The 13,380-nt window shown below is 60.8% G+C and carries 16 protein-coding genes; 12 read left to right on the forward strand and 4 right to left on the reverse strand.

Annotated features, from left to right (window positions below; all coding sequences use genetic code 11):
* Positions 1 to 7: 7 nt before the first annotated feature.
* Positions 8 to 2,776, reverse strand: coding sequence for a preprotein translocase subunit SecA (secA, locus tag HY29_RS17910; protein WP_034799863.1), 2,769 nt, complete (start codon positions 2,774 to 2,776; stop codon positions 8 to 10).
* Positions 2,777 to 2,962: 186 nt separating this feature from the next.
* Here secA and HY29_RS17915 point away from each other — a divergent pair, with 186 nt between their 5' ends.
* The 4 genes from HY29_RS17915 to HY29_RS19100 are packed head-to-tail and all read left to right on the forward strand — an operon-like array spanning position 2,963 to position 5,755.
* The gene (locus tag HY29_RS17915; protein WP_162176763.1) at positions 2,963 to 3,919 is read left to right on the forward strand and encodes a peptidylprolyl isomerase; all 957 of its coding nucleotides are present in this window, start codon (positions 2,963 to 2,965) and stop codon (positions 3,917 to 3,919) included.
* The gene (gene argJ / locus HY29_RS17920; protein ID WP_034799786.1) at positions 3,916 to 5,166 is read left to right on the forward strand and encodes a bifunctional glutamate N-acetyltransferase/amino-acid acetyltransferase ArgJ; all 1,251 of its coding nucleotides are present in this window, start codon (positions 3,916 to 3,918) and stop codon (positions 5,164 to 5,166) included. Before HY29_RS17915 ends, argJ begins: the two co-directional genes overlap by 4 nt.
* An 8-nt stretch (positions 5,167 to 5,174) precedes the next feature.
* Entirely contained in the window at positions 5,175 to 5,579 is a 405-nt protein-coding gene (gene mutT / locus HY29_RS17925; RefSeq protein ID WP_241765261.1) for an 8-oxo-dGTP diphosphatase MutT, read from the forward strand.
* Positions 5,580 to 5,581: 2 nt separating this feature from the next.
* Positions 5,582 to 5,755, forward strand: a complete 174-nt coding sequence (locus HY29_RS19100) for a Flp family type IVb pilin (protein ID WP_081811501.1) — start codon at positions 5,582 to 5,584, stop codon at positions 5,753 to 5,755.
* Between the two features lie 10 nt (positions 5,756 to 5,765).
* Here HY29_RS19100 and HY29_RS17930 read toward each other — a convergent pair whose 3' ends face one another.
* The gene (locus HY29_RS17930) at positions 5,766 to 6,680 is read right to left on the reverse strand and encodes a methyltransferase domain-containing protein (protein ID WP_034799788.1); all 915 of its coding nucleotides are present in this window, start codon (positions 6,678 to 6,680) and stop codon (positions 5,766 to 5,768) included.
* On the opposite strand from HY29_RS17930, the gene HY29_RS17935 reads away from it, so the two are divergent.
* The 6 genes from HY29_RS17935 to HY29_RS17960 all read left to right on the forward strand — a co-directional run bounded on the left by HY29_RS17935 (position 6,679) and on the right by HY29_RS17960 (position 11,344).
* A complete protein-coding gene (locus tag HY29_RS17935; protein ID WP_051601788.1) occupies positions 6,679 to 7,449 on the forward strand; it encodes a ComF family protein in 771 nt (256 codons plus the stop codon). The two genes, HY29_RS17930 and HY29_RS17935, sit on opposite strands and share 2 nt — an antisense overlap.
* 34 nt (positions 7,450 to 7,483) lie before the next feature.
* Positions 7,484 to 7,741 (forward strand): glutaredoxin 3, encoded by a 258-nt coding sequence (grxC, locus tag HY29_RS17940; protein WP_034799789.1) that lies wholly within the window; start codon positions 7,484 to 7,486, stop codon positions 7,739 to 7,741.
* A 12-nt stretch (positions 7,742 to 7,753) separates the two neighbouring features.
* Positions 7,754 to 8,197 carry a DUF1178 family protein gene (locus tag HY29_RS17945; RefSeq protein WP_034799790.1) on the forward strand — a complete coding sequence of 148 codons (444 nt, stop codon included), beginning with the start codon at positions 7,754 to 7,756 and terminating at the stop codon, positions 8,195 to 8,197.
* Positions 8,198 to 8,279: 82 nt separating this feature from the next.
* Positions 8,280 to 8,582: an aa3-type cytochrome c oxidase subunit IV gene (locus HY29_RS17950; protein ID WP_034799792.1), complete on the forward strand. Its 303-nt coding sequence runs from the start codon at positions 8,280 to 8,282 to the stop codon at positions 8,580 to 8,582.
* A gap of 399 nt (positions 8,583 to 8,981) precedes the next feature.
* Positions 8,982 to 9,950, forward strand: coding sequence for an ABC transporter ATP-binding protein (locus tag HY29_RS17955; RefSeq protein WP_034799794.1), 969 nt, complete (start codon positions 8,982 to 8,984; stop codon positions 9,948 to 9,950).
* Positions 9,950 to 11,344, forward strand: a complete 1,395-nt coding sequence (locus HY29_RS17960) for an ABC transporter permease (RefSeq protein WP_034799796.1) — start codon at positions 9,950 to 9,952, stop codon at positions 11,342 to 11,344. Before HY29_RS17955 ends, HY29_RS17960 begins: the two co-directional genes overlap by 1 nt.
* A gap of 33 nt (positions 11,345 to 11,377) precedes the next feature.
* Here HY29_RS17960 and HY29_RS17965 read toward each other — a convergent pair whose 3' ends face one another.
* Positions 11,378 to 12,253 (reverse strand): MaoC/PaaZ C-terminal domain-containing protein, encoded by an 876-nt coding sequence (locus HY29_RS17965; RefSeq protein ID WP_034799798.1) that lies wholly within the window; start codon positions 12,251 to 12,253, stop codon positions 11,378 to 11,380.
* On the opposite strand from HY29_RS17965, the gene HY29_RS19310 reads away from it, so the two are divergent.
* Positions 12,243 to 12,380 carry a hypothetical protein gene (locus HY29_RS19310; protein ID WP_155838421.1) on the forward strand — a complete coding sequence of 46 codons (138 nt, stop codon included), beginning with the start codon at positions 12,243 to 12,245 and terminating at the stop codon, positions 12,378 to 12,380. The two genes, HY29_RS17965 and HY29_RS19310, sit on opposite strands and share 11 nt — an antisense overlap.
* 25 nt (positions 12,381 to 12,405) lie before the next feature.
* On the opposite strand, the gene rpsU is transcribed toward HY29_RS19310, so the two are convergent.
* On the reverse strand, positions 12,406 to 12,615 hold the full coding sequence (gene rpsU, locus HY29_RS19105) for a 30S ribosomal protein S21 (RefSeq protein WP_027836925.1): 210 nt from the start codon (positions 12,613 to 12,615) through the stop codon (positions 12,406 to 12,408).
* Between the two features lie 127 nt (positions 12,616 to 12,742).
* On the opposite strand from rpsU, the gene HY29_RS17975 reads away from it, so the two are divergent.
* The gene (locus HY29_RS17975) at positions 12,743 to 13,378 is read left to right on the forward strand and encodes a COQ9 family protein (protein ID WP_051601790.1); all 636 of its coding nucleotides are present in this window, start codon (positions 12,743 to 12,745) and stop codon (positions 13,376 to 13,378) included.
* Positions 13,379 to 13,380 lie beyond the last annotated feature (2 nt).

Here is a 13,380-nt window from a genome sequence, read left to right on the forward strand (position 1 = left end):
ATCAGAATTACACTTTTTGTGTGGTCAGCGCGCCGTGGCAGTGCTTGAACTTCTTGCCGGAGCCGCACGGGCAGGCGGCGTTACGGGGCGTATTGGCCCAGCTTTCCTCTGCCTGGTGAAGTTCCGGTCCCGGAGGAGGCGTGTCGTCTTCCGGGTCCATCTCATTCATCCCGGTATCCGGGTCGAGGTGGGTTTCGTGGATAGGTGGCGTCTGCTTTGGTTGTGCTTGCTGCGGTTTAGGCTGTGGTGCCTGCGGCACAGGGCGGCGCGGCTGTTCCTGGGCGGGCGGCTGCACACGGATATGCATCAGCGAGCGGGTCACCGTGGCGCGCAGTTCGTTCAGCAGATTGTAGAACAGGTTGAAGGCTTCTTCCTTGAACTCGTTCAGCGGATCGCGTTGCCCGTAGGAGCGCAGGTGGATGACTGAGCGCAGCTGGTCGATCATCTGAAGGTGTTCGCGCCAACGCATGTCCAGCACCTGAAGCAGAACCTGCTTCTCAATGCGCTGCATCTGTTCCTGGCCAACCTGCTGGCTGATGGCTTCGTAGACTTTCTCGACGCCATCGCGGATGCGCTGGGCAACTTCATTGTTCGCGACGCCTTCTTCGGCGGCCCATTCCTTGACCGGCATGTCGATGGCGAAGTCATTGCGCAGGGCTTCGGACAGGCCGTCCATGTCCCATTGCTCTGCATACGCCTTTTCAGGCATCGTGCGGGCTACCAGCGCGTCAATCACGTCTTCGCGCATGTCGCGGATCGTGTCGGTCACGTTCTCGGCCCGCATGAACTCCATGCGTTGTTCGAACATGGCTTTGCGCTGATCATTGATCACGTCATCATATTTGAGGACGTTTTTACGGATATCGAAGTTCCGCTGCTCGATTTTCTTCTGCGATGTTTCCATCGCCTTGTTCATCCAGGGGTGGGTGATCCCCTCATCTTCCTTGATGCCAAGGCGGCGCATCACGGCGTCCATGCGCTCGGCGGCGAAGATACGCATCAAATCATCTTCGATGGAGATATAGAATTTCGATTTGCCCGGGTCGCCCTGACGGCCCGTCCGGCCGCGCAGCTGGTTATCGATCCGGCGGCTTTCGTGGCGTTCCGTGCCCAGAACGTACAGGCCACCAGCATCCAGTGCCTGCTTTTTCTTGACCTCGATATCCGCCTTGATCTGGCTGATCAGTACGGACAATTCGCCTTCGGTCAGCTCCCGGCCCAGCTTCTCTTCCTGCTCGGCCTTTTCCTGTTCGAGGCGCATGTCGAAATTGCCACCCAGCTGGATGTCCGTCCCGCGGCCAGCCATGTTGGTGGCGACCGTCACCGCGCCGGGCACACCGGCATTCGCGACGATATGGGCTTCCTGCTCGTGGTGGCGCGCATTCAGCACCTTGTGCGGAATCTTCGCAGTCGTCAGCAGATTGGACAGGATTTCGGATTTCTCGATGGAGGCGGTGCCCAGCAGGATCGGCTGACCCTTGGCATGACACTCGCGCACATCCTTGACGATCTCTGCGTACTTCGCCTTGGCGGTCCGGTAGACGATATCGTCTTCGTCGATCCGCTGGATCGGCTTGTTGGTCGGCAGGTCGGCAACGCCCAGCTTGTAGATGTCGGCAAATTCGTCGGCCTCTGTCAGCGCCGTACCGGTCATGCCGGCCAGCTTCTTGTAGAGGCGGAAATAGTTCTGGAAGGTGATTGAGGCCAGCGTCTGGTTCTCGGGCTTGATGTCCACCTTTTCCTTGGCCTCGATGGCCTGGTGAAGGCCTTCGGACAGCCGGCGGCCTTCCATCATGCGGCCGGTGAACTCGTCAATCAGCATCACCTGGCCGTCCTTGACGATATAATCCTTGTCGCGGGCGTACAGCTTGTGCGCGCGCAGGGCCTGGTTCGCGTGGTGGACGATGGAGATATTGGCCGGCTCCCACATGGAGCCTTCCAGCGTACCGGATTCTGTCAGCCAGTTTTCCAGCTTCTCCGTACCGATTTCTGTGTAGGTGACCGAGCGCTGTTTCTCGTCGAGCTCATAATCCTCATCCGTCAGGCGCGGCATCAGCGCGTCGAGCGCGATATAGAGGTCAGAGCGGTCATCGGTTGGGCCGGAGATGATCAGCGGCGTCCGCGCTTCGTCGATCAGGATGGAGTCCACCTCGTCGACGATCGCATAATGGTGTCCCCGCTGGGCCATCTGCTCCAGCGAGTATTTCATGTTGTCGCGTAGATAGTCGAAGCCGAACTCATTGTTCGTGCCATAGGTGATGTCACAGGCATAGGCGTGCTTGCGTTCTTCATCCGTGATGCCGTGAACGATGATGCCGGTCGACATGCCGAGGAAGCCATAGACTTGTGCCATCCATTCGGCGTCACGCTTGGCCAGGTAATCGTTCACCGTGATAACGTGAACGCCCTTGCCCTCAAGGGCATTCAGATAGACGGGCAGGGTGGCAACCAGCGTCTTGCCCTCACCGGTGCGCATCTCTGCGATATTCCCGGAGTGGAGGACCATACCGCCCATCAGCTGCACATCGAAGTGACGCATCCCGAGAGAGCGCTTGGCGCCTTCGCGAACAACAGCGAAGGCCTCTTCCAAGAGGCTGTCCAGGGAGGCGCCATCGGCGAGGCGCTTGCGGAACTCGGCAGTCTTGCCTTGAAGGGCCTCGTCCGAGAGGGCCTCCATCATGGGTTCCAGGGCGTTAATCCGGTTGACGCGGGCTCGTAGGGGTTTCAGCTTGCGGTCATTAACCGTACCGAAAATCTTGCGGGCAACAGAAAGCATATCAGGCAGCACCAATTGATCTGGGGCGACAAAACTCTGATCCTGACAGCAGGCCGGACAGGATCTTTGCGGGTTCTCCCACCGCGCATCCGTTGGCCGAAACCTCTCGACCAACGCGCGGGTCAGACTTAAGAACGCCGCATTGGGGTGTCAATGCAGCGCCCTCAGCCCAAAGGAGACTTTACCGTGCTGCCACAGAAGCCCTTTTTGAAATCCTTGCCGTCCCTCTTGGCGGCCTTGTCTCTTGTTGCCCTCAGTAGCTGTGGGTCTCCTGAGGAAGAAGAACCCTCTATCCAGGTCGAAGGTGTGACGGCTGTCAGGGTGAATAATGATCCGATTTATGTCAGCGATATCGAGCTGGAAGCAGTTGCCCGCGGCCTGATCACACCGGGGGAGGAGTTTGGCCCCGGCGATGAGAATTACGATTTGGTGCTCGATCAGCTGATCGATCAGAAGCTGATGGCGCAGGAGGCAATGGCGCGCGGCCTGGCCAAGACGCCTGCGGCCAGGCGCCGGCTGGAAATGGCGCGCGAACGCATTCTCGGCAATCTCCTCGTTGAAAACCTCGTCGCCTCCGACGTGACCGACGACAGTATCGAGGCGATGTACAAGGAACAGGTCCTGCTGCAGCAGGACAATGACGAGGTTTCCGTTGCGCACATCTTGCTTGATACCGAAGAGGATGCCCGCCGCGTCTATCAGGAGATACAGGACGGCAAAACCTTTGAGAGCCTCGTGGTCGCGAACTCGCTCGATACATCCACGCGGATGGAAAACGGTGATCTCGGCTATGTCGCGCCGAATGATTTGCCGGACCCGTTTCCGGTTGCAATTGCCAATACCAAGGTTGGCGGCGTTTCCGAGCCCTTCCAGTCCGCAGATGGCTGGCACATCATCAAGGTGAAGGACCGCCGCACAAGTCCGCCGAAAAGCCGCGAAGAGATGCGGCCGGAAATCGTCACCTTCCTGACGCTCAACCAGGTCAGCAAGATCCTGCGTCGCCTGCGCACGGAAGCGACTATTGAGAAGGGCGGCAAATCCGGCCATGTCGTGCCGGAATCCGGCTTCTCTATTACAGAAGAAGCCGAACGTTCCGAAGATACGCTTGGAACGGATACCGATGCAGAAGGACCCGAACTTTGAACCTGAAACCCTCTCCCTTTGCGCCCGCCAGCTTTCCCGGTCTGCCGGATGTGAAAGGCGTGCGGGCCGCAACGGGCTCGCGTGGCTTTTATGCGCGCCGCGGCATCACGCGTGATGATGTGTTCCTCTTCGCATTTGATGAAGGCACCAGCTGCGCCGGGGTCTACACTGTATCGCACACGGCATCGGCCGATGTGCTCTGGTGCCGTGAGGCGCTGGAAACGGGCGGCGGCACGGCGCGGGCGCTGATCGCCAATTCAGGCAATTCCAACGCGTTCACCGGCCCGAAGGGCGTGCTGAAGAATGAGGCGACCCTCAAGGCGCTGACGGAAACACTCGACGTGCCAAGGGAGGCCTGCTTCCTGGCCGCAACGGGCGTGATCGGTGAACCCCTCGCAGACCCGAACTATGTCGGTTCCTTCGTGCCGGACCTGGCCGCAAAGCTCGCCGCGCCCGATTGGGAAGCTGCCGCCAGGGCGTTCATGACCACCGATACCTTCCCGAAAGGTGCGGGCACGTCGCTGGAGATTGAGGGCAGCGGCGTGAACATCGCCGGTATCGCCAAGGGCTCCGGCATGATCGCGCCGAACATGGCGACCATGCTCTCCTATGTCTTCACCGATGCAGCCATCGCACCGGCCCTTCTGCAGGAACTGCTGGAAGACATTACCGACGAGACCTTCAACAGCATCACCGTGGATGGCGACACGTCGACGTCCGACACGCTGATGGTGTTCGCAACCGGTGCCAGCGGGATGGAGCCGATCATGTCGGCAGAAGACCCGCGCTTTGAGGCCTTTGCCACGGCGCTCCACACGGTCTGCCTCGACCTGGCCCAGCTCATCGTGAAGGATGGGGAAGGGGCCAGCAAGTTTGTCACGATCACGGTCGAGGGCGCGGTCTCCTGCCAGTCCGCCAAGATCATGGCGTGCGAGATTGCAAATTCCCCACTGATCAAGACGGCCATGGCGGCAGGCGACGCAAACTGGGGCCGGGTCGTGATGGCCGTCGGCAAGTCGCTGGAGCCGATCAAGATGGATGAGCTGTCGATCTGGTTCGATGATGTGCAGGTAGCCGAACATGGCAGCCGCGCAGAAAACTACTCCGAAGTGGAGGCTTCAGCCGTCTTCGCCAAGTCGGAATTCACGATCCGTGTCGATGCCGGGGTGGGGGATCAGTCCCACACGGTCTGGACGTGCGACCTGACGCATGGCTATGTCGACATCAATGGAGCCTATCGCACATGACGCGCCGAATGGTGCTCGTCGTTGCGGCAGCGCTGTATGATCAACAGGGCCGGGTGCTTTTGGCCCAGCGGCCCGAAGGGAAATCCATGGCCGGCCTCTGGGAATTTCCCGGCGGCAAGGTTGAGGCGGGGGAAACGCCGGAACAGGCCCTTGTGCGAGAGCTGGAAGAAGAGCTGGGCATCAGGGTCGATGAAAACTCATTGAAACCAATCACTTTTGCAAGTTTTGGTTATCCGGATTTTCACCTTTTAATGCCACTTTTCGGATGTGAGTGCTGGGAGGGCGACTTGCATCCAAGAGAGGGTCAAAGCTTCGCTTGGGTCAGTCCGCAGGACCTGCACACCTATCCGGCACCGGCGGCAGACATTCCCCTGTTTGACGTGCTTTCGGGTAAAACGTCAGACTCGGAGTGACCATGTCAAACCTGCAAGCCACCCTGCGCCAGTATTTTCGCCAGGAATCCGGTGCCACGGCCGTGGAGTATGGCCTGGTGATCGGTCTGATCGCCTTGGCGATTGTCGGTGGTATCACAGCCATCGCCACCTCCATCAATGGCACGTTCGCCGAAGTCGAAACGACGATGAGCTAAGACAGCCGGTTCAGGCTGTTCCATGCTTTCGTACCGCGTCCGCCAGGCTGGCTTTTGCGCTGCCGGGCCTCAACGGCTTGGGTTGAGAGTCTGCAGGCGCCCAGCCTGACAGGTGCACAATCTCGAAACTGGCGCGGACTTTTCCGTCAAGGTCGCGATAAGTCTCCAGATACAGCTCCAGCGTGCGCATCAGCACGCTACGCGGCAGAGGCCGCCCGGTGCCCGGCATGAAGGCTGCGCGCTCTCCCATGCCTTTCAGGTCCTCCAACAGCTTCAGCGGAGAGGCATAGCGTACAGTCACGGTCTCGCGGTCCACAACTGGCAGGGTAAAGCCTGCGCGCTGCATCAGCGCGGCGAGATCCTGCAGGCCGGGCAGGGGAGAGATGCGCGGGGCAATGCCGCCTTTCAGCTCGGTTTCCGCTTCCATCAGGCAGGCGCGCAGCTCCGCGAGGGTCCCCGCGCCAAACAGCGCGCCCAGAAACAAGCCGTCCGGCTTCAGCGCCTTGCGGATCTGGATCAGCGTTCCGGGCAGATCGTTTACCCAATGAAGCGACAGCGCAGAGACGATCAGGTCCAGGCTGGCGGGCTCTACCTCCAGCATCTCCTCATCCATCTGACGTGCCGTCAGGCCGTTCGCCTTCATCCGCTCCACCATTTTCGGGGAGACATCTGCCGCCTCGATCTGCGCGATCTTGCCGGTTTCCATCAGCATCCGGCTCAGCTGGCCATCATGTGCGCCCAGCTCCAGCGCGTGGGGGAACTCATGCGAAGTATCTTCCAGCCGCTCGGCGATGTCTCTCGACACGCGCGCCTTCAGGAACGCATAGTCTGGATAGTTTGCGGCGGCCCTGTCGCGATTGCGTGCCACACGGGCGCGATCAAACAGGCGGGGCGGGGCAGCAGGCGGGGATACCGGGGAGGTCATGGGCGGCGATATGGACCTGCAGGGACGTATGGCAAAGGAGTTTTTGCGGGGGCTGGCTGATTTTCTCTGGCCACCCCGCTCGCTGGTCAGCGGCCAGAGGGGCGCGGGCAAGGGGCCTTTGGCGCCCTCCGAATTTGCGGCCATTGGCTTCATTTCCGGTCCGGTCTGCGAAAGCTGCGGCAGCCCGATGGAGATGGATCTGGGGCCAGGGGCGCAATGTGCGCCCTGCATCGCCAGGCCTCCACGCTGGGCCCGTGCCCGCGCCGCCATGGTCTATGAACAGGCCAGTCGCCGCATCGTGCTGGACCTCAAGCGCTCCGGCCGACGCGACGGTATTCAGGTGATGAGCGGCTGGATGGCGCAGGCCGGCCAAGCCCTGTTGGCAGAGGCCGATCTGATCATTCCCGTGCCCTTGCACTATACGCGGCTTGTCTCGCGCGGCTTCAACCAGTCGGCCTGGCTTGCCATGGCCCTGTCGAAGAGAACCGGCGTGCCATGCCGGGTCAGCGCCCTGAAACGCAAGCGGCGCACGCCGACGCAGGGCGGGCTCTCTGCCAGGGCGCGCCGCCGCAATGTGGCAGGGGCGTTTGCAGTCTCGCCCCGCGCGCTCGGGCATGTGAAGGGTAAACGCGTCGTCCTGATCGATGACGTGCTGACGACGGGGGCCACCCTGTCTGCGTGCACGCGTGCCCTGCTGAAGGCAGGGGCGCAACAAGTGGACGTGTTGGTGCTTGCCCGCGTTGTGCGCGAAACAGATGTTACCATATAGAAGGGGTCATATTTCACTATTTGGAGCTTCAAACATGGCTGATGTCACGATCTATACGCGCCAGTTCTGCCCTTATTGCAGCCGCGCCGTCGCTCTCCTGAAAGAGAAGAATGTTGCCTTTGAGGAGATTGATGCCGGCATGGATGCCGAGAAGAAGGCCGAAATGGTCGAGCGCGCCAATGGCGGCCGCACCTTCCCGCAAATCTTCATCGGCGATCAGCACATTGGCGGCTGTGACGACATGATGGCCCTCGAAAAGTCCGGCAAGCTGGACGCCATGCTGGAGGCATAAGACAGGAAAGCCATGATCAGATACGCGCTCATCTGTGGCGATTGCGAGCATGAGTTCGAGGCATGGTTTGCCTCGTCCTCGGCCTTTGACGACCAGGCCGCCCGCAAGCTGGTCAGCTGCATCGATTGCGGCGGCGTCAATGTCTCCAAGCAGATCATGGCGCCATCGGTGCGCACATCCGAAACGAAAACGAAGACCGGATCGGATGAAGCGCAGATGATGCGCGAGTTTGCCCGCAAGGCGCGCGATCATGTGGCGGAGAATTTCGATTATGTCGGCGACAGTTTCGCCGATGAGGCACGCTCAATGTACTATGGCGAACAGGACAGCCGCCCGATCTGGGGCGAGACCACGCCAGAGGAATCAGAGGCTCTGAAGGAAGAGGGCGTGCCCGCCGCGCCGCTTCCATCCGCTTTCGCGCCGAAAAAACCGCGACAGAAAGAGCAATTGAACTGACCTGTAGCGCTTTGACGCGCTTGACCCCTGCGACGCCTCATATATTACCCGGAATGTTACGTATTTCACGGGGAGTGCCCACATGGCAGCCAGCGAATATCATCGCGGAGAAATGGACATCACCGATCAGACGGCGACCTGGGATGGTTTCATCAAGGGAAGCACTTGGGGCGGTCTGATCATCATCATGATGGTCGGCTATGCCACACTGGCCGTTGCAATTGGCCTCCATTGGATCATCGCGCTTGCCCTGATGGCGTTTGTCGGCGTTGGATCTGGCATCGTGCTGAACCTTGGCGGCCGCTGGATGGCCACCGTCGTCATGCTGATCGGTCTTGCCTTCATCGTGCAATTCTTCATCTGGCTGTTCGCAGTGATGATCTGACGCCTGCACGTCAGACCGGCTGGTCTGAAGGCTCTACACAATCCAAACAGGCCGACATGGCCGGGTCTGCCTCCAATTGGCGGATCGGGATGGGCGCGTTGCATTGCGTGCACCGTCCGTATTGGCCGGCCTCCATTCTGGCGAGGGCGGCCTCAATGCGTGCCAGCTGCAGCGCATAGCTGCGCAGCGACCTTTGTTCAGGCGAAATATCTGCGGGGTCGGCCGTGGGCTGGCTTCCCACAGGATAACCCGAAGGGCGAAAGGTGGGCCGAGTTCGCTTCATTTCGGGTATGCTGCGACTCCTTTAAGGGCTTGGCAAGGCGTTGCAGGCAAATGACTTTTATACCCTAAGTGAAAACCTGCGTGCATCATGTGATGTACGGGAAAGGCTGAACCCATATGCCCGTCTCCCCTTTGGTCCTGTCCTCGGTGACAAAACGCTTCGGCCATTTCACTGCCGTCGACAATTTGTCCATGGAAGTTCCGGAAGGGCAGATTATCGGTTTTCTTGGGCCGAATGGGGCGGGCAAGTCCACCAGCCTGCGCATGGCGCTGGGCGTGATGCCGCCGGATGAAGGCCATGTAGAGCTGTTTGGCAGTGCGCCGGGCATCGAAGCCCTGAAGCGCGTCGGCTTCCTTCCCGAAGAGCGCGGCCTGTACAAGAAGATGACCGCCCGGGACACGATTACCCATTTCGCGCGCCTGAAAGGCCTGTCGGCAGGCGATGCCCGCGCCCGCGCCGATGAGCTGCTGCAGGCAACCGGACTGGATGAATTCAGCCGCGCGCGCATTTCGAAACTCTCCAAGGGCATGGCGCAAAAGGTCCAGATCCTCTCCACGCTGGCCCACCGGCCGGATTTCCTGATTCTGGACGAACCTTTCTCCGGTCTCGATCCGGTCAACCAGCAGGCGCTGGAAGATCTGATTCGCGCCGAGCATGATCGCGGCGCGACGATCCTGTTTTCCACCCATGTGATGGAACATGCCGAGCGCTTGTGTGATCGCATCATCATGATGGCGCGGGGCCGCAAAGTGCTGGATGGCACACTGGCCGAGGCCTTCGCCACACTGGGGCAGGGCGCTCGCATCACGGTAGAGCCGGGCTTTGATATGGCGGCGGCGCTCGCCAATGCCGGTTTTGAGGCCAGCCGTGTTGCCGATGAGTCCCAGGGCGACACCTGGCGCATCGAACTGCCACGCGGGCGTGAGGCGCAGGATGCCCTGCGTGCGGCTCTGGAGGCAGGTGCCCCGATCCGGGGTTTTGCGCCGGATGAAGCCCGGCTGCGGGATGTCTTCGTCTCTCTGGTGGGCGAAGCCGATGCCGAGGCACTTGCCGCATCCGAAGCGGCAGAAGGGGAGGCCGCCTGATGCGCAACATATTGCTGATCTTTCGCCGCGACTATCTGGGCTATGTGAAAGCATGGGGCTTCTGGCTCAGCCTGGCCGCCGTGCCCTTTTTCATGATCATTGGCGGCAGCCTGGCAGGCTTTGCCGCGCAGTCCTCCCCGGTGCGCTACTACGCTGTGGTTGAGCCGGGTACGACACTCTATGCCGATGCCATCGAGGCCGAATTCCAGCGCCGGGAGCAAGCGGATCGCGATACGGCCAGCGAGTTGGCAGACCAGATGGACATGCCGGATGAGGCGAGCGCGCAGATTTCCACCTCGTCGGCAGACCGGAAATTCATTCGCGTGCCTGCGCCCGCCGATACGATTGATGGCCTGCGTCCCTATCTGCTGGGGGAGAAGACCGTTTCCGGGCCGGCAGGGGAGAAACCGCTCTTTGCGGCGCTCGTCCTGTCTCCCGAGAACAATGAGCTGGAATATTGGAGTGACGATGTGAACGTCACCCAGCTGCGCTATCTGACCGAAGATGCCATGCTGCGCCTCGCGCGCCGCGAAGCCCTGAAGGATGCAGGCCTTGGAGAGGATTTCCTCCAGACTGTCGACGATTCCGCTTTCAAGGTTCCGGCCAAGCGTATCCGTCCTGAGGCAGAGCAGACTGCAGAGGGCGCTGATGTGACGATGGCAGACCGCGCGCCGATGTTTGTCGCGGGCGGGCTCGCCTATTTCCTCTGGCTGATGGTGTTCTCGATCATCCAGTATCTGCTGATGGGCACGATCGAGGAACGCTCCAACAAGATCTTCGACACGCTGCTGACCTCTGTGAAACTGCCGCAATTGCTGGCGGGCAAGCTGCTGGCTGTGTTTGCGGTCACCTCCACCATGATGATCTCCTGGGGCCTGTTTGCCTTTGTCGGGGCCAGCGTGGTTGCATCCCAGGTGCCTGGCACGGGCGGCCTCATCGCGCCCTTCCTGTCAGCGTTACTAAACCCGACCATCATTGTGCCGGGCCTGATCAGCTTCCTGCTGGGCTATGTCATGTATGGCGTCATCTTCATGGCGCTCGGCTCCCTGTGCGATACGATCCAGGAAGCCCAGACGCTGCTCAGCCCGATGATGATCCTGCTGATGCTGCCGATGTTTGCCATCTTCATCGCCTTCCAGGATCCGGGCTCGCCCATCGTCAACATCGCGTCATGGATTCCGTTCTTCACGCCGTTCCTGCTGATCCTGCGCATGCCGCAGGACCCGCCCATGTGGGAAATCCTGGCGCAGATGGGCATCATGGCCGCCACGACCGCGCTGGTCCTGTGGGGTGCCACCAAGGTCTACCGCGCCGGCGCCGTGCATGGCGCGGGCATTGGAGACATGGGCAGCGCCCTGAAACGCATGATCGGCCTGAAAAGGAAGGCGGCCTGAGGGGCCGTCTCCCTGCGCCTGCTGGCAGCCGACTCAGCTAAATTCAAAGCCGCCATGGTTCAGCACGACCCGGCCATCGCCGCCAACCGTCTGGAAGATGGCGGTGCCGTCAGCGCCTTCGCCGGTCCAGATCCTGATGGTCAGCGCCTCGCCCGGCAGCACGGGCGATGAGAAGCGGCCCTGCATTGCCTTGAAGCGTGCCGGATCATTCCCGCACAGAGAGGCGAGCAGTGCCCGGCCCGTAAAGCCATAGGTGCACAGGCCGTGCAGGATGGGTTTCGGAAAGCCGCCCACATCCGAGAATTTCTTGTCCGAATGCAGCGGATTGCGATCTCCGCTGAGCCGGTAGAGCAGGGCCTGATCCTCGCGGGTCTGATAGGTGACGCTGATATCCGGCTCGCGCTCTGGCGCCTTGTTGGAGGCATCTGCCGGCCCGCGGTCCCCGCCAAAGCCGCCTTCGCCCACAATGAAGACGGAAGACGTCAGTTCGAACAGCGGCTTGCCATCCGCTTCCAGTGTGGCCTCGGCTTTTGTCGCGATCACCGCGCCTTTGCCCTTGTCATAAATGCCGGTGATTTCGTCCACCAGCGTGATCTCGCCCTCCACCGGGATCGGGCGGTGCAGGCGGATGCCCTGTTCGCCATGTACCAGCATGCGCGGATCATAGGTTCCGGCATTGGACATGGCACTCTTGCCGCCTGTCGCATTGAAGCCAGCGAGCACACCGAATGTCGGCAGCACTTTCTGGTCCACCCCCATCGTGTTCTCTGTCGTGAATTCCAGCTCGGACCCGACCGGGTCTGCCGCGCCCGCGCCAACCCCAAGCGCATAGAGCAGCGCATCCTTTGAGGTCCACGCCCAGCTGCGCGGCGTGCCCTTTGATCCTACGGCGTCAGTATTGATCGGCATGATTTGGCATCTCCTCACCAGTTTTGTTTTTTCCATTCAACACGTGGATCTGCTGATCGGCAATGCTGACGGAAGGGGAGGGCCAAAAGCAAAAAGCCCCGCCAGCGCGGGCTGGCAGGGCTTTTAAGAAAACCGGATAACCGGGAAGGGGCCTATACCAGGCCTTCGCGCTGAGCGCGCTTACGAGCAAGCTTGCGAGCGCGGCGAACAGCTTCTGCGCGCTGGCGGGCTTTCTTCTCGGAAGGTTTTTCGAAGTACTGACGGGCCTTCATTTCCCGGAACAGGCCTTCGCGCTGCATCTTTTTCTTAAGGGCGCGCAGGGCTTGCTCAACATTGTTATCGCGGACGACGATCTGTACGATTGTTCTTCTCCATTCGTTTGGGGCGTCGCCCCGATGCGGTTATGTGTCGGCCTGACAGACCGGGAAGCGGCGCCTATATCACGGGTGTAGGGCTTTGGCCAAGCCCCTTAAGCCATGAGGTTCAGTTATGTCTACAACGCCGTCCCAAACCCTTCGGTTCCGCTGGTTGGATTCCCTGCTTCCGGAAGTGCCCTTTGACGGCTGGACCGAGGCGGCAGCGACCAAAGCTGCCGATTCGGCTGGTTTGTCTCCTGGGCAGCAGGCTCTTGCGGCGCCAAATGGCGTCACAGACCTGATCGATGCCTTCTTTGACCAGGCTGCTGACACAGCGCGGGAAACGCTTGCCGCGCAGGATATCAGCCAGCTCAACGTGCCCGGCAAGGTGCGTGCGGGCATTCTGGCCTGGCTGCAGGCGCTGGAGCCTCATAGGGAGGCTGTCCGCCGCGCGGCCATCAAGGGCATGCTGCCCTGGAGCTCCGCGCCCGCCCTGCAGCGGACCTGGAAGGTCGCTGACATGGTGTGGGAAGCAGCCGGCGACACCGCGACAGACTATAATCGATACTCCAAGCGCGGCCTTCTGGCTGCTGCCCTGCCATCCATAGTCATGAAATGGCTGGACCATCCTTCTGATGAAGAACTTGGAACATTCATCGACAGACGACTGGCCCAGGCATCCGGCATCGGCCGGAATCTGGGTCGTGTTGCCAAACCCCTTCTTGACGCCTTGTCCGTCTCGCGTCCCAATAGGTCCGGAAACAAATAAGT

The organism is Hyphomonas beringensis (genome assembly GCF_000682755.1).
Taxonomy (GTDB): Bacteria; Pseudomonadota; Alphaproteobacteria; order Caulobacterales; family Hyphomonadaceae; genus Hyphomonas; species Hyphomonas beringensis.